This window comes from Psychrobacter halotolerans, assembly GCF_039680845.1.
Classification (GTDB): Bacteria; Pseudomonadota; Gammaproteobacteria; order Pseudomonadales; family Moraxellaceae; genus Psychrobacter.
This window is the reverse complement of sequence record NZ_JBDKWD010000001.1, coordinates 733471-758307: the sequence shown is the minus strand read 5'-3', so window position 1 is coordinate 758307 and position 24837 is coordinate 733471. Positions and strand designations below refer to the sequence as shown.

At 43.6% G+C, this 24837-nt stretch carries 17 protein-coding genes and 1 pseudogene; 9 read left to right on the top strand and 9 right to left on the bottom strand.

The annotated features are described in order from the left end of the window. Positions 1-354 precede the first annotated feature (354 nt). From AAJP47_RS03270 to AAJP47_RS03245, 6 genes are all read right to left on the bottom strand, one after another. A complete protein-coding gene (locus tag AAJP47_RS03270) occupies positions 355-1314 on the bottom strand; it encodes a MetQ/NlpA family ABC transporter substrate-binding protein (protein WP_346716459.1) in 960 nt (319 codons plus the stop codon). A 216-nt stretch (positions 1315-1530) separates the two neighbouring features. Further along, positions 1531-2217 (bottom strand): methionine ABC transporter permease, encoded by a 687-nt coding sequence (locus AAJP47_RS03265; RefSeq protein WP_346716458.1) that lies wholly within the window; start codon positions 2215-2217, stop codon positions 1531-1533. 18 nt (positions 2218-2235) lie between these two features. Beyond that, a complete protein-coding gene (locus AAJP47_RS03260) occupies positions 2236-3006 on the bottom strand; it encodes a methionine ABC transporter ATP-binding protein (protein ID WP_346716457.1) in 771 nt (256 codons plus the stop codon). 453 nt (positions 3007-3459) lie between these two features. Next, complete coding sequence (locus AAJP47_RS03255; protein WP_346716456.1) at positions 3460-5586, bottom strand: ATP-binding protein; 2127 nt, start codon at positions 5584-5586, stop codon at positions 3460-3462. Between the two features lie 106 nt (positions 5587-5692). Further along, complete coding sequence (locus tag AAJP47_RS03250) at positions 5693-6415, bottom strand: response regulator transcription factor (RefSeq protein ID WP_058025471.1); 723 nt, start codon at positions 6413-6415, stop codon at positions 5693-5695. A gap of 313 nt (positions 6416-6728) precedes the next feature. Next, positions 6729-8033, bottom strand: coding sequence for an efflux RND transporter periplasmic adaptor subunit (locus AAJP47_RS03245; protein WP_346716455.1), 1305 nt, complete (start codon positions 8031-8033; stop codon positions 6729-6731). Between the two features lie 731 nt (positions 8034-8764). Between AAJP47_RS03245 and pilG the strand changes: the two genes are divergently transcribed. The 9 genes and pseudogenes from pilG (at position 8765) to AAJP47_RS03200 (ending at position 22170) form a co-directional block, all read left to right on the top strand. Beyond that, the gene (pilG, locus tag AAJP47_RS03240) at positions 8765-9142 is read left to right on the top strand and encodes a twitching motility response regulator PilG (RefSeq protein WP_021813722.1); all 378 of its coding nucleotides are present in this window, start codon (positions 8765-8767) and stop codon (positions 9140-9142) included. Positions 9143-9393: 251 nt separating this feature from the next. Continuing rightward, entirely contained in the window at positions 9394-9756 is a 363-nt protein-coding gene (locus AAJP47_RS03235; RefSeq protein ID WP_346716454.1) for a response regulator, read from the top strand. Positions 9757-9759: 3 nt separating this feature from the next. Continuing rightward, positions 9760-10290: a chemotaxis protein CheW gene (locus AAJP47_RS03230; protein WP_346716453.1), complete on the top strand. Its 531-nt coding sequence runs from the start codon at positions 9760-9762 to the stop codon at positions 10288-10290. 517 nt (positions 10291-10807) lie between these two features. After that, positions 10808-11878, top strand: a pseudogene (locus AAJP47_RS03225) (methyl-accepting chemotaxis protein); the annotation flags it as partial. Positions 11879-11992: 114 nt separating this feature from the next. Then, positions 11993-12964: a CheR family methyltransferase gene (locus tag AAJP47_RS03220; RefSeq protein ID WP_346716452.1), complete on the top strand. Its 972-nt coding sequence runs from the start codon at positions 11993-11995 to the stop codon at positions 12962-12964. A gap of 30 nt (positions 12965-12994) precedes the next feature. Continuing rightward, positions 12995-20047, top strand: a complete 7053-nt coding sequence (locus AAJP47_RS03215; RefSeq protein WP_346716451.1) for an Hpt domain-containing protein — start codon at positions 12995-12997, stop codon at positions 20045-20047. Next, complete coding sequence (locus tag AAJP47_RS03210; RefSeq protein WP_346716450.1) at positions 20037-21041, top strand: chemotaxis protein CheB; 1005 nt, start codon at positions 20037-20039, stop codon at positions 21039-21041. The genes AAJP47_RS03215 and AAJP47_RS03210 overlap by 11 nt, the downstream gene beginning before the upstream one ends. Before the next feature lie 17 nt (positions 21042-21058). Next, a complete protein-coding gene (locus AAJP47_RS03205) occupies positions 21059-21574 on the top strand; it encodes a hypothetical protein (protein WP_346716449.1) in 516 nt (171 codons plus the stop codon). A gap of 68 nt (positions 21575-21642) precedes the next feature. Further along, positions 21643-22170, top strand: a complete 528-nt coding sequence (locus AAJP47_RS03200; protein ID WP_346716448.1) for a cytochrome b — start codon at positions 21643-21645, stop codon at positions 22168-22170. Positions 22171-22345: 175 nt separating this feature from the next. Here AAJP47_RS03200 and minE read toward each other — a convergent pair whose 3' ends face one another. From minE to minC, 3 genes are all read right to left on the bottom strand, one after another. Then, entirely contained in the window at positions 22346-22636 is a 291-nt protein-coding gene (gene minE / locus AAJP47_RS03195; protein ID WP_201597908.1) for a cell division topological specificity factor MinE, read from the bottom strand. 2 nt (positions 22637-22638) lie between these two features. Then, positions 22639-23451: a septum site-determining protein MinD gene (gene minD / locus AAJP47_RS03190; RefSeq protein ID WP_346716447.1), complete on the bottom strand. Its 813-nt coding sequence runs from the start codon at positions 23449-23451 to the stop codon at positions 22639-22641. 466 nt (positions 23452-23917) lie between these two features. Then, positions 23918-24757: a septum site-determining protein MinC gene (gene minC / locus AAJP47_RS03185; protein WP_346716446.1), complete on the bottom strand. Its 840-nt coding sequence runs from the start codon at positions 24755-24757 to the stop codon at positions 23918-23920. Positions 24758-24837: the final 80 nt, after the last annotated feature.

Below are 24837 nucleotides of genomic sequence, written 5' to 3'. Positions count from 1 at the left end.
GATTTTATAATGTTTGATTGGTTTTTAATCTGCTACTCAGTAGACACATACAGTGCCAAACGTTGCAATCAACTTGATTAAATAACTTATTAACTCAGTCACAAGTTGGCTTAGTTATTTATTCAGCCTGTCCACTATAGGAAAAACAACGCTAAAGGGGAAGGGCGAGTGACGCTTTCCTACAAAGGGCACACAGGCTGTAACGTCATATTTAGTTGTCAGTTATGAATTGCCAGACGTTTGAAACATTCATAATCGTAAAATCAGCGCCATAAAAAACGCCCATGACCGTTAAGCCATGGGCGTTCTGCATCAATATAGCGCTTATGATTAATGCGCTTTTGGTTTGAGCGTTTACTGAGCAGGTGCTTCTGCAGGTGCAGTGCTGGCAGCAGTATCTGTATGCGCACTGTGGTCAGTACCCCAAATTTTTGGATACTTGTAACCTGGGAAGGTTTCGTGAGCGTACTTTTTGAACGCATCTGAGTTATAAGCGTTGGTCACGTCTTTGACCCATTTTTTGTCAGCATCAGCAGATTTGATGGCTGACCAGTTGACATAAGCAAAGCTTGGCTCTTGGAATAGCGCAGTTGATAAGTCAATACCAGAGTCGGTGGCATAGTTACCATTAATAACCGCGAAATCCACTTCATCACGAGCACGAGGCAACTGAGCAGCTTCTAACTCAACGATTTTGATGTCGTATTTACTGTTGTCAGCGATGTCTGTTTTTGATGCTGTCAATGGATCGATGTTGTCTTTTAATGTGATCCAGCCAAGATCATCCATCATAACAAGGGCGCGGGCAAAGTTACTTGGATCGTTAGGGGCTGAGACACTCATGCCTTTATAAGCTTGGTCTAGGCTGGTCTTTTTGCCTGTATAGATGCCAAGTGGGGCTGTTGGTACTTGGAACACTTCGACCAAATCAAGATTGTTTTCTTTTTTGAAGTTATCAAGATAAGGCTTATGCTGGAAAATATTGATGTCCAAATCGCCTTCGGCCAATGCCAGGTTCGGGCGCACATAATCTGTAAAGGCAACCAGTTCAACTTCATAACCTTGCGCTTCAAGTGAGCTCTTAACTTGGTTACGTACCATATCAGCAAAATCACCTTCGGTCGTACCAATGACGATTTTTGTGTGGTCAGGATCGATGTCGCTTGCCGCCGTTTCTGTCGTAGTGCCTTCAGTTACAGGCTCTTTCATTGTTTCTGGGGCTGATGAATTGTTGCAACCGACCAAAACCAAACTTGATACGCCAACAGCAGCAAAAGCAGTCGCTAACTGACGGCTGATATCTGTTAATTTCATGGAACTTCCTTAATAAGAGGGAGGGATTATAGGACAAAATTTGCCATTAAAAAAAGCAACATTATAGTAATGCTGCTAAGTTAACGAGTGTTAAAGTAGCAACAAAATTAAAGGGTCTCAGTAACAAAGTCAAGTATTTTGCTTAGGAGCAATCGGCATTAAACCCTGCCTATTATTCATAATAAACGCGTCGTCCGTGTGATTCGTATCCACTGATTAACGTTTATCCATACGAGTAGCCAGCCAATTACCAGACGCTTGAATGCCGATAACCATGATCGAGAGCACAAGAACGATAAAAATCATCACTTCAGTCTGATAACGATAATAACCATAACGAATCGCCAAATCGCCCAAGCCGCCGCCGCCGATCATACCCGCTGCCGCTGAATAAGACAGGAGGCTAATACAAAGAATCGTCACTGACAATATCAGACCGGAGCGCGCTTCATTAAGCAAAACCTTAATAATAGTAAAAGGACGCGCACCCATAGATTCGGTCGCCTCAATAATACCGCGTGGCACTTCGCGTAAGTTTTGTTCGACCAAACGCGCAAAGTAAAATGAGCCCGCAATTGCCAACACTAATGATGCCGCAATCGGCCCGATACCAGTACCCACAATGGCTTTGGTAAAAGGGCTCATAGCAATCATCAAAATAACAAACGGGAAGGCTCGCATAAAGTTGGTGATACCGCCAAGCACACCATATAAGGTTTTGTTTTGCAAAAACTGACGATCACTTGATAAAAACAAGAAAACGCCAAACAGTCCACCGATGACAATAGCAACCGTCGTTGAGATACCAAGCATGATGAATGTATCAATAAAGGCCTTCACAATCTCTTCGCGCAGCGCAAGCAGCTTGTCTATCGAGGCGGATAATTCAGTACCAGTTAACATATCTATTTCTCCTACCTCTTAGTCTTCTACGACTAAGCCTTTGCCAATCGGGGTGTTCGCCTGAATCAAACCGTCTGTCACCTCTGCCACTTCTAGCAATTTGCCTTGATGCAATAAGGCGGCGCGATCACAGAGACGACGAATTACGCTCATCTCATGCGTTACAATCACAATGGTGACGCCAAGCTTCTCATTGATATCACGCAGACAAGTCAGTAAGCTGCGAGTCGTAGAAGGGTCAAGGGCGCTGGTCGGCTCATCGGCCAACAAGACCTTGGGGCTAGGCGCAATCGCGCGAGCAATACCAACCCGCTGCTTTTGACCGCCGGATAACTGAGCAGGATAATGACCAGCACGATCGGTTAAGTCGACAATCTCAAGACATTCCATCACACGTTTGTGAATGTCACGACGAGGATAGCCTGAAACCGTTAAGTTAAAAGCCACATTGTCAAAAACAGTGTGATTAGACATCAGATTAAACTGCTGAAAAATCATACCAATATTGTGCCGAGCAATACGCAGCTCGCTGGCGGATAAGGTGGTTAAGTCAGTTCCATCGATAATGACTTGACCTGCATCTGGACGCTCAAGCATATTGATCAGGCGAAGTAAGGTCGATTTGCCTGCACCCGAGTAGCCCATTAAACCAAATATTTCGCCTTGCTTGACAGCGAGAGACGTCGGTTCAACGGCAGTAAACCAATGCGGTTTGCCGTCTTTATTTTTGATTGATCGGTCGCTTAAAAAACTTTTGGTCACATCGTTTAAGACAATCATGTCATTCATGGAGGGCTCAAAATTCAATAATTTTTTTAATAGTCATGAACAGGTTGTTGCGCCTCTTCACGATTCAAGAAGCCAATCAAAAAACAACCGTCAATAACCCTATAATAAGGGGCGCTAATATAGCATATTATCAAGTACTTTGGATATGCACATACGCGACCCGCTTATGACCAATCGCTATTAGTGAAGAAGATCTTAAGGAAGGAAATTGCTAGGGTGATATAGTCAGTTTAAGATAAAATCGATACGTAAATAGCTGAGTGCTACTGAGACAAATTTTTTGTAGCCTCTGTCACGCTTGCGAACAGCCAGCAAAAAAAATTTATTTCAGTAGCACTGTAACGGTTTTAAAGTGAATCAACCATATTGTATAAAGAAAGGCGCGCCCTAGTATTTTTGATGACTTAAATTTTCAATAACTTAGATTTTTTATGATCCATGCTTTTTGGAGGTTTAGTCTTTTTGATGATGGTGAGGATTGTGCTTAACTGGCAAGATAACTAAAAACCTCGTATGACCATTCAAAGTGTCGGTCAGAATGCGCCCTTGATGAGCGGTAACAATTTGAGAAACCAAGGATAATCCTAGACCAGAACCTTTGTTTTTTTGTTGCAAACGTACGAATGGGCTAAAGACTTCTTCGCGTTTGTCCTCAGGAATACCAGTGCCTTCATCAATCACTGCTAAGACGGCATACTTTGGTAGTGGACGCACAGGTTCGCCTTTGGGTTTTTTTAGACGCTTGGTGAATAAGCCTTCTTTGCGCGAGGAGCCAGACGTTTCCCCATTGGTCGGGGTATTATCTTTGGCGTCATTTTTGCCAGCAGTTTGATCAGCCGCTGCTTTTGTCGTTTTTTGCGCACGACCATTTTTAGCGCCAGAAGTTGTCTCACTATCAAACGTGTCCTGCTTGTCAGTGGCCTTAGAGGAGGTTTTGGCATCAGGCACGGCTTTCCAAATGACTTTTTTGATTTTTTCAGTCAGATCATTGGTAAAGTTATAATAATCAGCCATCAATGAAGTGCCACTACTGGTCTTTAATGACTGGTTGTCTGAGGTCGGTGCTGACTCTATATCGGCTTTTGTGCCATCCGCGTTTATGCCATCCGCTTTTGTGCTGGGCGCTGTTGAAAGCAGAGGATTATCAAGGCTATCGATGTGACCGTCCACGCTTGCATCGATATTGGCATCATCATTAACAGTTAGGTTTTCGCCATTTTTATAAATAGGCGGTGCTGGCAACAGCGCCGTTGCGGACGTTGTTTCAGCTTTTACTTTATCAACAGCAGCAGCTGAGTCGTTTGAGATAATATCTTCGTTTGTATCGGTAACCTCATTATAAGCGTCAACATCAGAGAGAGGGTAATCAGCAAAGCTACTAGAGATCACTGTCTGCAGCAGATAATCAGGAATGCCATCGGCTTCATCTGTGCTCTGCACGCCATACAGTAATACGGTGACGGGCGGCTTACCATGAAGCATGGCGTTGGTTAATAAATTACGAATTAAATGGGTCAACATGGATGGCTGACCATCAATCATAATATGCTCACCAATCAAAGTCGCTTCAGGATAATGTTGACGCTCTTGATTCATCAAATCATATAAATCTAAATGCTCAACTTGCTGTAAAGCGTGACCTGCATCCATGCGGCTCACCAATAAAATACTCTCCACCAAATCATTAAGACCTGACAGATCGCGATTGATTGCTTGCGCGCGCTTATCGAACTTTGCTTTGATATCAGCTGGCAATGCGCCGGCGAGCATATCCATCATTTCCGTCTGTAAACGGATGCGAGTAATGGGTGTGCGCAGCTCGTGAGAGGCGTGCGCCAGTAATAAGTTATTGGCATCAATAAGATGCTCAATTTTTTGCGCTGCTTGGTTAAAGCCGCGAGCCAATGAGGCAATCTCATCATTACCGCGAGCGTTAACACGAACGGTAAAGTCGCCATCGCCAAGTTGCGCCATCTGCTGACTCATCTGGTTGATGCGCCAAGTGATGGTGCGAGCAATCCACCATAAAACGCCTGCCATAATAATGAGCAAGAGTAACGTGCCTGTAAATAAATTTAGGGCAGCAGAGAGTACAGGTTTTTTGGGCGGTAAGCGTGACTCATACAAAAGCGTATAGCCTGTGCTGCTATATACTTGAGCTTGCTTGGTTGGAGAGGTATCTGCAAATAACGGAAAAACACGGGACAATAAAGAGGGCGGTGCTGGTAACTCAAGCGGTAAGTCGCTATTGTCAGTTTGCATCAGCAACCGACCTTCGCTGTTATACAAGCCCATTTTCGCTTGTAGTGACTCATCAAAGATATCAAAGCTTTTTTTGACCACGGCCAGCATAAAGCGCGATTGTAAACGGCTGTCCTTACTGACGGAGATGTTAAGCTCATGCAAAAATGGGTCAATCTGTCCCATTATCTGAGTAGCCAATACTTCTGAACGAATACCAGCATCTTTATCATGCACAAGCTGCGTCAACAGCACCATAGCCACTGCAAACAAAATAAGTGCTAGCATGACACTGGCAAATAGTTTGGCAAATACGGAACGAAAGCCCAATTGCTGCATTAAACCATCTCTATTATCAAACGTCTGTATCTGTATTTATGGTTTGGCCAATAGATTTAACCAAACCATATGAAAGTTATCTCGATGACGCAATCGCTCTTTATAATCACACTTGATCAGTGGCAAATTGATAACCGACACCGCGTACGGTAATAATACGTTTTGGCTGGCGTGGGTTGTCTTCAATCAAAGCGCGCAAACGGGATATATGCACGTCGATGGCGCGATCAATGTTGTCTGAGCTGTCATCATTTGGCATCGCTTGCCAAAGCTGCTCACGATTCAATACTTTACCAGAATGGGTCGCAAAGTAATGCAATAATTGAAACTGATGCGTCGTTAAACGGACAGGCTCGTCATCAATGGTGACTTCATGGCTGTCAGGGAAGACGCTCAAACGACCAAATGTTAGACTGTCTGATTGACTGTCCGCTTGATTGGGCTGCTCGTGGCGGCGAATAACCGCACGGATACGGGCTAGCAGCTCTCGCGGCTCAAAAGGCTTAGCAATATAATCATCCGCGCCCATTTCAAGACCTAAAACGCGATCTGTCGTATCACCTTTTGCGGTCAACATAATGATAGGGACTTTATTGGTCATGTTGTTCTTATTGCCACGGATCTTTTGGCATACTTGCATCCCGTCCATATCAGGCAGCATCAAGTCCAGCACGACTAAATCAATATCACGTTCTTTAGTATCCAGCAAATCAAGCCCTTCTTGACCCAGTCCGGCATGATGGACATCATAATAATTCATGGTCAAGTAATCGCTAATCAGCTCAGCCAAATCTGGATCATCTTCAATTAATAAAATCTGCTTACTCATGGGTTATCCTCTAGTTGTTGTTATGATTTGCCAAAAGTTTTATGTACTTTGGGGTTTACAAATAATAAGCTGTGTCGGTTTCTTAAGTTTCAAAACCTTTCATTCCTAAAACGAGCAATTCTTAAAACTCTCCATTCTTAGAACGAGCAATTCTTAAAACGAGCAATTTCTAAATATTGGTCTACTAAACACACGTATTGCAAGTACTCAGAAAATGACATATATAATACACTTATATTGCCTAATGAAGGTGTTACAAAGCAATAGAGCGTTTGTTAATGTTTCTACACAATGTAACTGTCACTATTTATTATCAAGAAACGATTACTTTTTTGCCTTCAGAATCAACGGGCAAGTCGGCCAAACAAATCAAACTGTCATTACTAATCCCTGCTATTAAATACTGTTTTGTCGTTGGATTATACTCAACCACCTCAATAGGACGACGTACCAAGCGCTGGTCTTGACCAATAATCCACACATTCGCGGTCAACGGTCTAAGCGGTTTATACGGCGCTGTTTGTAACTCTGTTAAATCCACGTCGTGAAGCGCGCGCTCCGGCACAATGGTACCGACATCTATTTGTCCATAATCCACTCGCCCTGTTACCCTCATAGTAGGCGACAAGTGAGTACGACTGGCTTTATTTTCAATCACATCGACATAGACCAACAGTTTTTTGGGGCGACTGGTAACGGTCAATTTGCTGACTTGACCCGTAAAGTTGTCCGCGATTCCTTCATTCGTAAAGTTGACAGTCTGCCCAATTGACAACTGTGGTTCTGCTTGAATGGGTAATTTGGCGACAAAATACAATTGTCTCTCATCGTTAAGCTGTAATAGAAGCGTACGCGCTGCTAGCGTTTGTCCTGCTTGTATGTTTAGCCCTTCTACGCGTCCTTTAAAGCTGGCGCGTACCGTGACTAGATTGTACGTAGGTTGTGAGTTGACCTCGTTGTTGATCTCACTATCGGTATCGTCAGCCGCGGTATCACTAGGACTTACGTCAGTATCATTTGTCGTTTGCTCTGTCGTTACATTGCTCGGAGTCGCTGGCGCAGAGTTGGGCTTTGGACTGGTATTTTTTTCTGAGTTGTTTTTTTCTAAGTTATCTTTTTCTAAATTTGCTTTCTCTGAATGGTCTTTTTGGCTTTCGCTGCTCTCATCACTTGTAGATGAACGTTTTTTGGTAGATTCATTCCCTTTAGTAGCAGATCTATCTGCTGTTGAATCTGCGCTTTTCAGCGCATTGTTTTGTGTAGCCAGACGTCGAACAATAAGTAAGGGCATGCCCTTTTCTACCAGTTGACCTTCAGTCACCAGTACTTCTTCGATACTGACTGGATTTGCCGCGACAAAATTGATCTGTTTGACAGGTTCGAGGTCGCCTTGTAAACCAATACTGGGTTGATAACGGGATGGTTTGATACTCAAGATATGGTCGGGGCCCATAGTGACGCTATTATCAGTAATGACAAGCGGGGTTTCTGCTGTCTCTACGGTTGCACTGTCGTCCACTAGCATAGGCTCATCAGTAGGCGAGGGTGGCTGGCAGGCAGCAAGTATAAAAGCGCTTAATAGATAGGCGCTGGTTTTTAGAAGTCGAGAGGCTGTCATAGCAGTTACCGCAGTTATCATAGTCATCGTCGTTTCATTATATAGTGAATTACAAAGAGGGGGAACAACTCGCAACTACTCACAAAACTTGCTATCGCGTGTGCAGAACACGTCTCGAAATTAAATATCAGTCTAAATCTTATCGATAACAGGTAAATGTATACCCTTATAGGACTGGTCAGTACAAATATTGATGCACTAATATCTAGAATTAAGTTCACAACTGTGTTAAAACGAACGTAAAGAAATAGGGTGATACATTTTTATTACAATGTAAAATTATGCAGCAATGTGTTTTTCGTTTCTATATAATAAAAATATCATAAAGCGGTCATTTTTTTGATTTAAGCTTACTGTCTGTGATAGCGACAATTAACGCAGATTGAGAAAAACTGGCGATTGGAAAGCGATTTAGAGTTTCCCGTATTCAAGGTTTCAGTTATAAGTGACATAGAAGTGATAGAGGGATTGTCACTCGTCTAAAAAGCTATCCATCTGGTCTAATTTAGTAAGCTTATTAATAAAAAAGTGCGTATAGTAACCGAAGTGGATGCCATATCTGATAGGCAAATACCGACAGCGAATAAATTCACTGTCACAACTTACGGTAGTACAAACTTAGCCGCGCATATCAATCAAATGGCAAACAATATAATCGGTTAAAATAACCGTTAAAATTTTGTATTGATAAACAGCATGACGAATAAACAGTCGTTTATAGGACAATGAAAATGGAAAACAATTTTGATGGCTTAAAAGTAATGGTGATTGATGACTCAAAAACCATTCGCCGTACTGCAGAGACTTTGTTACAAAAAGCGGGTTGTGAAGTAGTGACCGCGATTGACGGTTTTGATGCGTTAGCAAAAATCGTTGATAACAACCCAGATATAATTTTTGTTGACATTATGATGCCACGTTTAGATGGTTACCAAACTTGTGCACTGATAAAAAACAACCCAGATTATGCCAATAAGCCAGTCATCATGTTGTCATCTAAAGATGGTTTGTTTGACAAAGCAAGAGGTCGTATTGTTGGGTCTGATGAGTATCTGACCAAGCCATTTAGTAAAGATGAGCTATTTGAAGCTATTAACCAATACCGCTAACCCAAGATCTATCTGTGTCAGTCTGCATTGATACTGGCAAGTTGGTGTAATGAAGACGTATTTACACAGATAAGATCATTGGTCAGAATATTGGTAGCGGTTATCGTTACTCATAATTGCCCAGTATTTAATCGCAACTGTGTAGAAAATAATTTCGCCATTTATTTTTGGTGTGTTATTTTCATGCGCTTTGTCCCAATAAACTTATGAAGATGTCTTAAAAGGTATCTTCGCAAACAAAGGAAACTCCCATGACTACTGTTTTGGTCATTGATGACTCGCCATCTGAAATGGCAAAATTTCGCGACATGCTTGCCAAACATAACTTTAAAGTATTAGAGGCAACAAATGGTGAGCAAGGGTGTCAGATGGCAGCAGATCACTTACCAGATGTCATATTGATGGATGTGGTCATGCCGGAGATGAATGGTTTTCAAGCCACTAGAAAAATAACGCGTGGTAAAACCACTGCTCATATCCCTGTAATTATGATCAGTACCAAAAACCAAGAAACAGATAGAGTTTGGGGTAAACGTCAAGGGGCGAAAGAGTATATGGCCAAGCCAGTTGATGAAAATGGTTTGGTTAATATCATTCATAAAGTAATGGGGTAGCTTGTGGCTTCCAGAGGGTTTATTGAGCTTCTGCGTCTAGCAGATTTAGCACGCGCGCGCAAAAGTGGTCGCCGCGGTGGGCAAGCATTTGATTGGCAAGGCGTGGTATTTGAGATTGGTGGACAGCGATTGGTCGCGCCCATGAGCCATGTATCAGAAGTATTGGCCATGCCAGAATATACCAGCTTGCCTTTAGTAAAGCCCTGGATGCTAGGCATCGCCAATATCCGTGGACGCTTATTGCCGATTACCGACTTGTCACAGTTCTTGCAAGTTCCCAGTCGTATGGCGCAAATGAGTCAACGCAAAGTCATCGTGGTCGATCATGGTGGCTTTTTCTCAGGACTACTGGTAGATCAAGTGATTGGTATTGAACAGTTCACGCAAGATCAATATCGTGCAGAAGCGATCGAACCGAATTCGCCTTTCGCCCCCTACAATCATGGTAAGTTTTTTAAAAATGAACAGGATTGGTATGTCTTTATGCCAAGCTTGCTTGCACAAGATCCGCAGTATACCGATGCGGCAATATAGCTGTCGATAATGGTGTGTTTGGCTGTTAACACGACGACGAAATAATCACGAATGACATGATACGCTTGGATGTCAGCATTCATACAGACTTTGTTAATCACTGTTGTATTTACAGCAGTAAGATTGTCAAAGTCAGTCACGATAAGACTTTGACGATTGTCTGAAAGGAATATGCAAGATGAGTGATGTTATAAAAAAACCTGTAGCTGGTGCCCCCGCAACAACAGAGAGCAAAGATACCAATAATACGTGGAAGCTATTGTTGGGATTTTTTGTCGTATTGAGTATGGCCTGTGTGATTTGGCTGATTAACGCGGTGTCATCAGTGAGTCAAGATTTCGCTAATTTCAATCAATCGATTGTTTTACCAGCCGTTATATTTGCAATTGGTGCATTAGGTATTTTGTTTGCTTTGTACCAGCTACTTAAGCAGCGCGGTGGCTCAGAGCGATTACTTATCGAACAAGAAACCTTACGTCGTCGTCAAGAAGCAGAAGCAGAGTCTGAGCGTGCACGCCAAATTCAAGAAGAGAACGAGCGTAACCAGATCGCTATTTTACGATTGCTTGATGAATTGGGCGATTTGGCAGAAGGTGATTTGACTGTTAATGCCACGGTATCAGAAGATTTCACGGGTGCTATTGCTGACTCAGTCAACTTCGCGATTGACCAATTGCGTCAGTTGGTATTGGTTATTAACGATACAGCTGACCGCGTTTCACAGTCCTCAGAGCAAACGCAGATGAATGCGGTTGAGCTTGCTGAGGCATCTGAGCATCAAGCACAAGAAATTGCTGGTGTGTCGGCAGCTATTAACGAGATGACCGTGTCAATCGATCAGGTTTCAAACAACGCTTCGGAGTCGGCAACGGTTGCCCAGCGTTCAGTTGCGATCTCTTACAACGGTGCCGAGGTTGTACAGCGCTCTATCGAAGGTATGAACGTCATTCGAGATCAGATTCAAGAAACGTCAAAACGTATCAAACGCCTTGGTGAGTCTTCACAAGAAATTGGTGACATCGTTGGTTTGATCAACGATATTGCCGATCAGACTAACGTATTGGCATTGAACGCGGCTATTCAGGCATCGATGGCTGGAGAGGCAGGACGAGGTTTTGCGGTTGTTGCCGATGAGGTTCAGCGTCTTGCTGAGCGCTCCGCTAACGCCACAAAACAGATTGAGACCTTGGTAAAAACCATTCAGGCAGATACCAACGAAGCGGTTATGTCAATGGAGTCCACGACCTCTGAGGTTGTACGTGGCGCACGTTTGGCAAAAGATGCGGGTGAAGCACTAGAAGAAGTACAGAGCGTATCCAACACCTTGGCTGACTTGATTCAAAACATCTCAAATGCGGCCATGCAACAGGCAGAATCTGCGGGTCACATCTCTCAGACCATGAACATTATTCAAGACATTACCTCACAGACGTCATCTGGTACGATGGCAACCGCCCGCTCTATTGGTGAATTGAGTGAAATGGCGGCGGCACTACAAGAGTCGGTCACAGGCTTTAAAGTGTCGAATGATGAGTTGTTAGACAGTGATATGTTAGACACAAGAGATATGTTATCAGAGAATGCCTGATAATCAGTTTTGACTCTTATTAAGTGCGAAATAAATGGAGTTTTTTCGTATTAGGGTGTTTTAACGCGGCTGAGCGAGTAGATTTGGAAAACAGCCACAATCATGATAGGTGACGTGAATAATCCTACTCAATCAAATAGCTGGCCGATCAAGATGCCCGAACCTGTGGTGGCGAGGGCGTTGATGCAAAAAGATAAGATTGACATACAGCAGTGGCAACGGTATGTAGAGCAAGAGATTGGTTTTGTTTTGCCAGACATTCAGCTGCAGTGGTTGATAAATGCGATTGATCATACAGCGTCATCGTATGGACTGTCTGCTGAAGACTTGTGGTATCAATTATCCAGCAATAACGACATGCGTCAACAACTGCTTGATAAAGTACTGATCCATGAGAGTCGTTTTTTTCGGCATATGCCGTCCATAGATTTTGTTGTAAATTATGCGTTACAACAGCAACGACGTGTTATGGACGACACCAATGGCGATACTGACATTGATACTGATAGCAACCACAAGGCGCCGTTTCGAATTTGGAGCGTTGGTTGCGCCAGCGGGCAGGAGACTTGGTCGTTGGCCATGAGCTTGGCATCAGCGCAATTGACAAACTATGTAGTATTGGGCACGGACGTCAGCCAACAGGCCATTTCTAAAGCCCAACTTGGGCAGTATGATAAGCGGCAGCAATCCTTAATTCCACAGCATTGCCAGCAGTTTGTGCAACCACTGCCTGCGAAGAACATGGCCAATGAGCTGAATTTTCATGACTCATTGACGAGCAAAATAGGCACTCATGCTTGTTGGCAAGTTGCATCAATATTGCGGCCCTATGTAGATTTCGCTTTACACAATATTATTGAACAAAAACCACCCACTTCACATCTTCAGCATGTGATTATTTGCCAAAATGTGCTGCTATATTTCCGTAAGTTTGATCAGCGAGACATTTTGGCACGACTATCAGAGCAATGTGTATTGGGTGGATATATTATATTAGCTCCAGGTGAGGCGTTATTTTGGCGTCCTTCAAATATGCGCCGGATAGCGCACCCCCAGGTAAATGTGTGGCAAAAAATCAATGCCTAAATTAGTGCCTAGACGAGTTAGGATTAATCTATGAAAAACCAGCCCAATGACATAGTGACGCTTGAGTGGTTGTTACCACTGTTCAATCAGCAATTATCACAGGTATCTGATGGCTGGCAATTAGGCGCTGATAGCACTAATTACGAGCAAAGGGTGCAGCATTATCATCAGGTGAGTGGTGCACTGACCATGATTAGCCTTCCTTTACTGGCAAGGCTGGCCAACCGCTTAAGTGTGCTGGCAGAGACAAGTCGCCACAATGCTTTGACCTTTGAGCTTCGCCGTATCGGTCAGCTGTCTCATGGCGTATTACAGCGCGAGCTCAATCAGTACGCACGTACGGGTAGTTATCACACGGCATTGATCACAAAGACGCTTGAAGAATTAACGCAAGCCTTATCAGAGCAAGGTATAGAGACAGACTCATTTGTAGATGCGACCGACAGTCAGCGTGAGCACATATACAGTGACGCGCTTGATGACGATATTCTCGATAGTATTAAAGCTATCGTACCCGCACGCAGTGCGACTATTCGTTTGACCGACGCTCATTATCAACAGCTCTTACTGGTATGGCGTCAACAAGTACAAACACTATTGACTGCCAATACCAATCAGTCTGCTGTATTGGCTGTTTTAGAAAGGGTCAGTCAATACTTGTGGCAAACCGCTTTAGATACGGATTTACAGCGTCTTTGGTATTTAACTGAACTGTGGATTCAAGACCTCGCTTATAACGATACCCCTCTACCTGAGCATTATGCCTCGCTACTGAGCCAGCTTGAGCAAATAATAGAGTCTTGCGCTACTCAGTCTGAGCTGTCGGCAAGCACTATCAAAAATTTGATGGTCAGGGTTTATATCGAGCTGAGCGCTCTTGCGCAAAGTAGCGAGCGTACACAATCTGTACTGAGCCGTGTATCGACGAACACCTCGTCAGCGTTACGCTTTTTGCCACGCATACTTAATGAGCTTGAAGCGCTAATCGTTAATCTAGATAAGCCAGACACACTTTTGACCCCTCTACAAAATATAAAGCGTCAGCTAAAAAGTCGTGGCTGGACATTTTATGAGTCGCAAGTGGCGTCAATCCTTACGGATATAGAACAAGCTTTGGCGTCAGAAACTGAACGTCTACAAGTATCACCGGAGATTAGCAATAAGCTTCAGGCACTATATAGTGCCATCTATAATACCGAACAAACGATATCTCATGAGATAGGAGAGGCGGCTTCTTTTATTCCGCCAGTTGAAACGTTTGATGATATTAATACGCAAATAGAAGCGCAAAACGATACAGATTCTAATAATGAAAACTTGCGAGGACTGCGGATCGCGGTAGAAGACGCAAAGCAAGGCTTTAACGAGTATCTACAGCGCCAAGATGTGCATTTATTACCAGATGCTGCTGATTTTGCCAGCATTGGTGACGCTTTTGCTGAGATGGGTTTGCCAGAGGTTCGTCAGACCACCGAGGACATGGCCAATATATTTACGCAATTGACTACCAATCAGGTTGAAACGCTCAGTTGGGATGTGACGCAAGCACTGGCTGAAGGGTTGACCTCGATTGAGCTATTACTAGACTACCTTGCGCAGCAAGTTTTTGATCCAAAACTGTTAACGCAGGCAAATGAATATACAGCGACAGCGGCAAAATTACTGAATATCTATATTGAAGCACCAGACACGATCAGCGACACTTTTTCTACTCAAAAACCTATCGCGACGGACGTTCTTCGCTACGACGACAGCGGTGAGATTGTCCCAACAGGTAGCCAGCCACCAAATACAGAAGTGTTGACGGCTGTAGATAAAGAAGTGGACGATAAAGACGTAGAGGAACAAAAAGCGACAGATACGGCTCGTCATACGGAAAGTGATGCGTTGATGCGTGTACGTGAGCAGCTCAAGCCCGACAGTTTTGAGATGGATGCAGACATCCGCGATATTTTTATCGAAGAGGTCACAGAAGTCATTGAAGATCTAGAAGACTTTTTGCCTATTTGGCAACAAGATTCAAAAGATTTGACGCCGCTTACAGAAGTACGCAGAAGCTTTCATACCCTAAAGGGCTCAGGTCGTATGGTTGGTGCTTTTAGTATCAGCGAGATGGCATGGTCGATTGAAAGCTTACTCAATCGACTTTTAGATAAGACGGTGCCTGTCACCAACGATGCTGTGAATTTGGTGATAGAAACGGCAAAGCATTTACCAGCACTGGTGGCAGATTTTGAAGCACAGCAGGCGCCAAGCGTAGATACTGCGCCTGTTATTTTACAAAGCCAAAACTTGATGGCGCAGCAGCCTATTCATACGGGGCTTAATACGCTTGAGGATGCCAAATCAGATGTTGAGAATGATACTGCTTTAGCAAGCGAGCTTTTAGAAGACGATTTATTAGACAGCAGCTTAGTAGACTGGGACATAGCTGATACGAGAGCCGAGCAGGTCAACGCATCAGATGTTTCTAATCCTACTGCCGGATCACCAAAAAACGATGCTGATGGTAAAAACGTCGATGAAACTAGCATGGAAAGTGCAGAAGAAGGTAGCGACGTCAGTAACACTGTTAATAATAACGTCAATAACAACATAGATACACCTGTCTCGTTGTCTGCGCTAGCGCTTCCAGCAGTATTGGTTCCTTTTATGAAAGAGACGGAACAACTACCAGCGGATGCTGACGATGCAGATGCGGATATTAAAGAGATATTTTTAGAAGAAGCCGATGAAGTATTGGCCGAAATCATTCCTTTGTATGAGCATTGGCAGCTGTCACCCACCGACTTAAATGGACTTGCAGATATTCGCCGAGGGTTTCACACCTTAAAAGGGTCTGGCCGTATGGTGGGCGCTCATTACACGGCGGAGCTGGCATGGGCCATAGAAAATATGCTCAATCGTATCTTGGATCGTAGTGTTGCGGTCACAGCCGATATACGTCAATTGATTACCGATGTACTAGCGGCATATCCTACCATGCTAACGGTATTTGCAAGTAATGGTCAAAACTATCCAGCAGTGGTGCCTTTGTGGATTGCGTGCGCGAATGCTTATAGCAAACAACAAGGTGATGCGTTTAGCTATCCTACTTTATTTGCTGAGTTGTATGAGCAAATACCTACTGAGTCTGAAACACCAGTCAATGAGGTGTCAACGTTATCATCTGATTTAGCAGAAACCACGTTTACGCCTGTTGATAATAATGAAGAAGTAGATATTGCGCTACAAACCATCAATTCTGTCAATGAAATGATTGCAGAAGCGCCGCTTATCTCAGTGCCTCAAAACGAACAAGAAAAAGCGTTTTGTGAGATTTTCACCGAAGAGGCGGAAGGACTGCTGCGTGAGATTAATAAATTCGTCGCCGCAAACCATGATCAGTCTCATATTGAAATAACAGATGAGATTGTTCGTGCTTTCCATACTTTACGAGCGGCTTCTGGTTCTAGTGCTTTAGTCGCTATCAGCGAAGTGAGTGCAACCATAGAGCACAGTTTAGAGCTGTTACAACATCAAGACATCGTTATGAATGCGCAACATTTAGAAGCGTTGGCTAAGTCAGCCATGTTGATTGATGGGTATTTGGACAGTTATAAACAGAAATTTCAGCCGCACGAATCGGTGGAAAGTACGTCAAGTAATCAAGATATCGAGTCGTTGCAAGCCATGCTTGGAAAACAAGATAGTAATCACGATACCAAGGCCGATGACAAACCGACGATAGAGCAATTATTAGACAATAATATTGATGAGCTATTGGATGCGGAGTGGGAGCTGGATGACGCGCTCAACCACCCTGAAGCAGCACACATTCAGCGCTATGTAGAGCAGCAAATATCACAGATACAGTATTTGACTAATAAAGCGCAAGCGTTCCCAAAATTCACTACTATCCTGAGTGAGCTTGGCAAGACTTATCGTTACTTGCAAGATAATGTCGATGACGCTAGAAAATTAAAGGTTCAAGCAATATTACACGCCGGTCATGCGCAGTTGGTCGGGTTATTTGATGCGCTGGCGAGTAGCACCTCATTGAAAATAGACACACAGGTGATTGAGGATCTGCAAAGTATTTATGAAGCGGATGACAGTAATACAGAGAAAGAAGACTTTACTGTTCGTACGGTTGCCGCACCTGAACTACAAATTGAGTCTATTGATACAGACGCTGAGCTACTAGAGATATTTTTGGAAGAGGCTCAAGAGCTTGATACAGCACTCGATGAGAGCTTTAACAAATGGCGCGCTGATATAAGCAACGTGAATGCGTTGAAAGTGTTACAAAGACATTTGCACACCATCAAAGGTGGCGCGCGTATGGCAGGTATCCGTAGTATTGGTGACCTGACTCACGAAGCTGAAAGTATCTATGAAGCGTTTGTAGAAAACAAACGTGAACCAACCGCGCAGTGGCTCGAGATTATGCAAAGAGTGCAAGACACCATGTCTTTGCAAGTCATGCATCTTGTGAACCACAAAAAATCATTTTTTGCTCCAGAGCTGATTGAGCAACTACAACAGCTTGAAAAAGCAAAAACGTTGCCAGCGACAGTAGAACTGATTATACCAGTACCCAATAACCGTTTTGAGTCTGACAGTCAGAGTACGGACATTGAGACCGACCACAATAGTAACGATGTCTCAGATACCTTAAGTCTCGATCAAATGATTAAACAGTCATGGGCAAATGGTTTGCCAGATCCTGACATCCTGACCGTGTTTTTAGAAGAAGCAGAAGAGCTGACCAATCGTAATAAATATCTTCATATATTCTTAAAAGATACGAGTAATGCCACAGTTATTCAGGCGCTTCAGCGTGATTTGCATACCATCAAGGGTGGTGCGAGGATGGTGACGGCTACCGGTATTGCTGATTTGGCTCATGAAATGGAAGCGGTCTACAAGGACTTTTTGGACGGTCGTCGCCCTGCCACCAAAAAAGTGTTGGAGTTGATAGTTGCCAGTCATGACTGGCTGGCTGACGCTGTATTTATCCTTAAACAGAATGTCAATCCACCAATACCCGCATCATTGATTGAAGCTTTACAGCAGTTCAGTAAAAACCCTGATAGCCTAAAACATATCCCAAAAGAGTCGCTACAGGGGCAACGCGAAGCCATTTTAATTGCTAAAGACAACCAAGACTCGCAGTATATTGCCAAAGATATTAGCAAAATGCCGTCTATGCTCAGTCACACCACTGAGGAAGATCAAAGCGCAAACAATAATGAGATGATTCGTATTTCAGGCGGATTGATCGAGCATATGATTAACTTGTCTGGTGAATCTGCGATTAACCGTGCTCGCATCGACATGGGTATCAGTAGCTTGACCAACAGTATTGAAGATATGGGTGTCACTGTGCAGCGATTGGCCGATCAGTTACGGCGGATGGAGATTGAGCTTGAAGCCCAAATTCTATCGCAGATAGATGACGATGATCTGATTAATAATGAAGGGTTTGACCCGCTCGAGATGGATCAATATTCTTCTTTAAATCAGCTGTCAAAATCTTTGACAGAGTCCGCTTCAGATTTGATTGATATTAATCATACCTTGTTAGAAAAGACCCGTGATAGTGAAAGTCTTTTGTTGCAGTTGTCGCGTACGCAAACAGAGTTGCAAGATGGTCTGATGAACTCGCGTATGGTGCCATTCACACGCTTGACACCACGTCTTGAGCGTATCGTGCGCCAAACTGCCAACGAGCTTAACAAGTCTGTTGAGCTGACCATTATCAATGCTGATGATGAGATGGATAGAACCATTCTTGAGCGCATTACCTCACCGCTTGAGCATATGTTACGTAATGCGGTGGATCATGGTATCGAAAACACCTCAACGCGTCTAAGAGCGGGCAAAGAGCGCAGTGGTCATATCACGCTGGAAGTACACCGTGAAGGAAGTGAGATTGTCATTGAGTTGATCGATGATGGTCGCGGAATCGATGTAGAGGCCGTACGTAACAAAGCCATCTCACAAGGGCTTATTGAAGCAGGTGATAACAGCCTTACTGATCTTGATATCATGCAGTACATTTTTCATGCCGGACTTAGTACCAGCAAGCAGGTAACGCAGATTTCTGGTCGCGGTGTGGGCATGGACGTGGTTATCAGTGAGATTCGTCAATTGGGCGGTGCGGTATCAGTGGTCTCAGAGCTTGGCAAAGGATCGCGTTTTACCATGCGTCTGCCTCTAACGGTTGCCGTGTCTGATGCATTGGTGGTTCGGGCAGCGGATCGTTACTATGCCATCCCCTTGGTGCAGATTGAGCGTGTGGTTCGTGTCAACCCAGAAAAGCTTTATGATTATTATCAGTCCAATGAGGCCACGTTAAACTTTGAAGATGTTGACTATCGAGTACGTTACTTAAATGAGATTTTATCAGGCAATAAACTGAACGAGTTGGTGGTCAATACCAATACCAGCTTACCACTCATTATTATTAAGAACCGTACTGGACACAATATTGCGTTGCAGGTCGATCAGATTGCAGGGTCTCGTATTGAAGTAGTGGTCAAACCGCTAGGACAACAGCTATCGAATCTACCTGGTATTTCTGCGGCGACCATCATGGGTGATGGTTCAGTGATGCTGATCTTAGATCTGATTGCGCTCATGCGTAACGTACAGCTGGGTAAAAACCTAACGAAAATTGCAGAGGCCAAACGAGCAGGTTTAGACGCCAAGGCGACCATTTTGGTTGTCGATGACTCAGTCACAGTACGCAAAGTGACGTCACGTTTCTTAGAGCGCCAAGGGTTCAATGTCGCGGTCGCAAAAGATGGTATTGATGCCATTGAGATATTACAAGACACGACGCCTGATATGATATTGCTGGATATTGAAATGCCACGTATGGACGGTTTTGAAGTGGCGACTCAAGTGAGACACAATAAGCGCTTGAAGCATATTCCGATTATCATGATCACATCACGTACCGGTGAAAAACATCGTGAGCGGGCGCTAGAGGTTGGAGTAAATGATTACATGGGCAAACCTTTCCAAGAGCAAGAGCTGCTGAATAAGATCCAGATGATACTGGGTAAAGAGGTCAGCTTGACTCATGAAGGATAATGCGCGTGTTTTAGCATTCATAGAAAAGAATAAAGAAAACGTTAGGGTGATGGTCATCTCAGAAGACCATCATCAGCGGGTAGCTTTTTCAGATACCATACGCAGTTGGGGTTTTACACTCGTTGGCTGCGTGAGCCGCGCGCAATTGCAAAAAAAACCTGAGCTAATAGAGACAGCGATTGACGTTTGGTTAATAGACAGTGACTACGATGACAGTCTCGTGAAAGCAACCGCTATGTCTAAACCAGCCGCCGTATTGATCGGTTTTAGCCAAGCACCCTACCTCAATGAAGCGCGTCAATACGCCAAATGGCAACGTAAATTGCAGCGTAAATTTGAGCACATGCTTTCTATACCTGTCGCAGTCAATACACCAATCCAAAAGTACGATAGCAGTGAGTCAGATTGGCATTACGTGGTGTTTTTGGGCGCTTCTATGGGCGGTCCCAGCGCCATCAAAGAATTTTTAGACAACTTGTCGCCCACGCTACCTATCTGTCTGTTGTTGGCGCATCATTTTAATAACGCTATGATTGACACCTTACCGCGGATACTTAACCGTCATAATGAGTGGCATTGTCAACTTATTACCTCTTCCCAACGACTGCGGACTGGTCAATGTCTTATCGTGCCGATTAACCAGCAAATTGTCTGCGATTCGGCAGGCCGGGTCATATTGTTAGATCAGGCTTGGAGCGGTGAGTATAAGCCTGCTATTGGACAAATCCTTAAAAACACCAGCGACGTTTATGGCAGTGAGCTTATCAATATCATATTTTCAGGTATGGGTAATGATGGATCTCAATACCTAGATCTCATTCAGGACAATGACAGTCAGCTGTGGGCGCAAGACCCCAGTCTAAGCGCTTGCCCAAGCCAACCTCAAGCGATTATTGATTCAGGGTACTGTGATTTTATTGGTAGTCCCGTTGAGCTGGCAAAAAAACTTACGAATTATATTGGTGAAAGGGCAGCGGTAGCCTCTAAGCCTTAACTTATGGTGAGCGATGTATGAAAACAATTTTGAAACATTCGTTTGAGGCAGTAAGTCTACTGACCACTAACAACGGTATGCTTGATGTGACCATCATTCCAACCTTCAACCAACCTGATTGGCTTATTCCAAGCAGTTTGATTTTGAGCGTGGAGGATTGTGATGAGCGTACGTCAGCCTATTCTTGGGAGCAACAAGAGGTAGCGGTGTTCCATTTGTTACCAGAGGATTTGACGCCTGACACGATGATTGTGTTGGAGGGCAACACCTCAGACCATCGCTTGGCACTACAGACTGCAGGCGAGCTACAGCAGTTGCGAGTACGTATTTCTGAAGTCAAAGACGTTGAGCTTCCTGAGCCGTTTAATGGTGCCAATGCGACAGATAATACCGATAACGCAGAAACTGCCATACCCCTTGATGAAAACGTTGTGCTATCCTACCTTTTTCAGACCGTCATGATTAATGATAATACTTATTTGGTGCCAGATTTAGACAACATTGCGTATCAGTTGATTGATTTGGACAGCTAACTTTTCATTTATGTTTGGTCTGTCGCATTGATAATAAATAACGAGTAATAAAGGTAATAGGCCAACTTATGAGTGATACATATTCCAGCTTATCAAAATGGTCAGTTAGTAGTCGTATTTTCCACTGGATCAGTGCGGTTTTGCTACTGGTTACTTGGACGATGATACTGTTGTACGAAAATCTCGATAGCGGTTTTTATATCGGGCTACATAAAGCGTTTGGGATCAGTTTGTTGTTTTGGATGATAGCGCGGGTAATCAACCGCTTATTAACTAAAGCGCCACCATCAGCACCCATGCCAAAGTGGCAAGCCCTGTTGGCACACTTAACGCATTTCGGTTTATATGCGTTATTAATCGCCATGCCAATGGCAGGACTGCTAATGTCTGTCTATGGTGGTCGACCAGTAGACATCTTTGGTCTGTTTCAAATCCCTGTATTTGTCACACCAGATCGAAGCTTGGCACGTTTTTTTAATGACTTGCATACCGATATTATTTGGCCTACGATTATTGTGTTTACACTACTGCACATCGGTGCCGCTTTATATCATCAGTTTATCAAAAAAGACAATTTGATTGCCCGTATGAAATAATAGTGAGGCGAGTCGTATTTTAACCACGGAAAACAACCAGTTAATAATCTCTGTACAAGCCATTAAATAACAAGCATTAAAAAAGCCCCAAACAATCTGCTTGGGGCTTTTTATTGGCACGGTAAAAGTGCCAGTTATTTTAACTTGTCTTGATAAAATTGCTTTTTATACGAATTTATTTTTTGTGCTCAGGCAAATTGATGTTCATCTCTAGCACATCTAAGCTGTCTTCAGAGCGATGGTTGATATTGACATCATCTATCTGTACGCCGTTGACATATTTGTTGACCACTTCTAGTATTTCACGTTTCATTTTTTCGATACGATCAACGGTTAAGCGATTGTTCAAACGATTTTCGCTAGCAACGATAACTTTGAGACGTTCAGTAGCCAAATTGGCGCTACCTGCGCTACTACTGTCGTCAGTACCAAATAGGCTACTCCAAAATCCTTTTTTCTTAGTCATCATTAACCTCCAAACCAGCGCTGTAATAAACTCTTTTTCTTCACATCAATATGACGCAAAGGACGTTCTTCGCCTAAGAAACGGGCGACAATGTCATCATAACATTGACCAGCGACAGAGTCGGTATAATGAATGACTGGCTCACCGTGGTTAGAGGCTTCAAGAACCGAATGACTCTCAGGAACCACACCAAGTAAGGGCACTTTTAAAATATCATTAGAAATCGTATCAATGTCCATCATCTCATTGGCAGCAGCACGCTCAGCATTGTAGCGAGTGATAATCAAATGCTCACGTACAGAGCCTTGGTTTTCGGCCACCTTTTTCGTCTGGCTTTGCAAAATCCCAATAATACGATCTGAGTCACGTACTGAAGAGATCTCAGGATTGGTAACGATGATCGCTTCATCAGCATGATACATAGCCAGTTGTGCGCCGCGCTCGATACCAGCAGGGGAGTCGCAGATAATATAATCAAACTGTTTGGACAGCTCATTCATCACTTCTGCCACGCCTTCATTGGTCAGCGCATCTTTATCACGCGTTTGACTGGCAGGAAGGATGTAGAGGTTTTCTAACTGTTTGTCTTTGACCAGCGCTTGCGACAAACGGGCACTACCAGTAATAACATCGACAAAGTCATAAACAATTCGGTTCTCACAACCCATGATCAAGTCTAGATTACGTAGACCTACATCAAAATCGATAACGACTGTTTTATAGCCACGCAATGCCAAACCGGCAGCAAAAGAGGCACTTGTTGTGGTTTTGCCCACACCGCCTTTACCTGAAGTGATTACAACTATCTTCGCCACAATGGCACACTCCTATGAATCAATGGGATATCTTTTATATGAATAGCGCGATTTGTTATTACTCATATACCGTTATTATTTACTAGGTACTTGTTATCTACTATGCACTCACGCACCGCAGACACGCGACCTGCGAAGCTAGCCTAGCATAAATAAACGAAAAATTATAGCAAGTCTATACTAAAGTCAAAAAACAGCTGATAGATAATTTATAAGGCATTGTTATTTAAAATCTGGCTATAAATACGGCTTTTATGAATAATAAAATAGAGACATCTCGACCCTACAAACCTCGACCAGGCAAATAATGGCAGAGTCAGAGATTCATCATAGAACATTTTTGTTAAATAAACTTACTATAATATTGAAACAGCGGTTTAAAAGTTGCTTACCAAGCATTTTTTAGCGTCTGCTTTTTATTTCTTTAAAAAACTACTGAGACGTGTGTGTTTTAAAAGTCCTTCAGTTAAGCATCATCCATGACAGTGAAAACCAAGCCTTCACCTTCTACGAATTTTACTTGTACTGATTTATCAATCACATGCTCGGGTAGGTTGTCTCGCAAGCAATACGTGCCAGCGACTGATACCAATGAGGGATTAAATACCTGACAAAAAATACGGGCGTCTTTATCACCAGTGGCACCAGCGACCAATCGACCTTGCGCACGGCCATAAATATGTAAGCTATTGTCAGTGATGGCTTCAGCGCCGCTATTGACACTGCTGGTTAAGATTAAATCACCACCCACATGATTGATGCTTTGACCTGAGCGTAGCATTTGATCATAAATCAGACTGGTAATATGCTCAGCACTCACTAGCGTTTCAGGCGTAACAGCAGGCGTTGCCGTTTCGGTCGCTGATGCGTTGACTGTAGCCGACTCAGTACTCTCGCTTGAAGTGACATCGTTGTTTTTGAGCGTGTCATCTTTTGGTGTTTCGCTGAATTGAGTCGCTGCTTTTTTGCTGGGTAAAATGCGTTCGATTCGTTTGCCGTCAGATGGAAAGATTGCCAAACGTTGGGCGCGTGCTTGTTCGTCCATGGTCCCTGTGACGATACCAATGGGTTGTAGTCCCCACGACCATAATAATTCCACCAAAGCAGCCAGATCCTGCTCAACCTCGCTATCGATAAGAACGGGGATATTGCTGGATTTATTACTCAAGGTTTTGGCAAGCTCAGCCTCAATAATACTCAAATCACTTGTACTGAACTGCAAACGTGAAAAGGTCAACATCTTGCCATAAAATGCCAATGCTGGAGCGGCGTTTGAGGCCTGAAGGTCATTGTTCGAAACGGTCATATATAAATCCTCAAAATATCATCTTGTCGCGTATTCATGGTGGCGTTTTATGGTCGAGATTTATGCTTTTTTATCATTTA

Bases quoted from the DNA above. Each gene is read 5' to 3' on its own strand.
- pilG (WP_021813722.1), top strand. From the start codon at position 8,765: ATGGAAAACAATTTTGATGGCTTAAAAGTAATGGTGATTGATGACTCA.
- AAJP47_RS03200 (WP_346716448.1), top strand. From the start codon at position 21,643: ATGAGTGATACATATTCCAGCTTATCAAAATGGTCAGTTAGTAGTCGT.
- AAJP47_RS03215 (WP_346716451.1), top strand. From the start codon at position 12,995: ATGAAAAACCAGCCCAATGACATAGTGACGCTTGAGTGGTTGTTACCA.
- AAJP47_RS03265 (WP_346716458.1), bottom strand. From the start codon at position 2,217: ATGTTAACTGGTACTGAATTATCCGCCTCGATAGACAAGCTGCTTGCG.
- AAJP47_RS03260 (WP_346716457.1), bottom strand. From the start codon at position 3,006: ATGAATGACATGATTGTCTTAAACGATGTGACCAAAAGTTTTTTAAGC.
- AAJP47_RS03210 (WP_346716450.1), top strand. From the start codon at position 20,037: ATGAAGGATAATGCGCGTGTTTTAGCATTCATAGAAAAGAATAAAGAA.
- AAJP47_RS03245 (WP_346716455.1), bottom strand. From the start codon at position 8,033: ATGACAGCCTCTCGACTTCTAAAAACCAGCGCCTATCTATTAAGCGCT.
- AAJP47_RS03270 (WP_346716459.1), bottom strand. From the start codon at position 1,314: ATGAAATTAACAGATATCAGCCGTCAGTTAGCGACTGCTTTTGCTGCT.
- AAJP47_RS03250 (WP_058025471.1), bottom strand. From the start codon at position 6,415: ATGAGTAAGCAGATTTTATTAATTGAAGATGATCCAGATTTGGCTGAG.
- minC (WP_346716446.1), bottom strand. From the start codon at position 24,757: ATGACCGTTTCGAACAATGACCTTCAGGCCTCAAACGCCGCTCCAGCA.
- minE (WP_201597908.1), bottom strand. From the start codon at position 22,636: ATGACTAAGAAAAAAGGATTTTGGAGTAGCCTATTTGGTACTGACGAC.
- AAJP47_RS03205 (WP_346716449.1), top strand. From the start codon at position 21,059: ATGAAAACAATTTTGAAACATTCGTTTGAGGCAGTAAGTCTACTGACC.
- AAJP47_RS03235 (WP_346716454.1), top strand. From the start codon at position 9,394: ATGACTACTGTTTTGGTCATTGATGACTCGCCATCTGAAATGGCAAAA.
- AAJP47_RS03255 (WP_346716456.1), bottom strand. From the start codon at position 5,586: ATGCAGCAATTGGGCTTTCGTTCCGTATTTGCCAAACTATTTGCCAGT.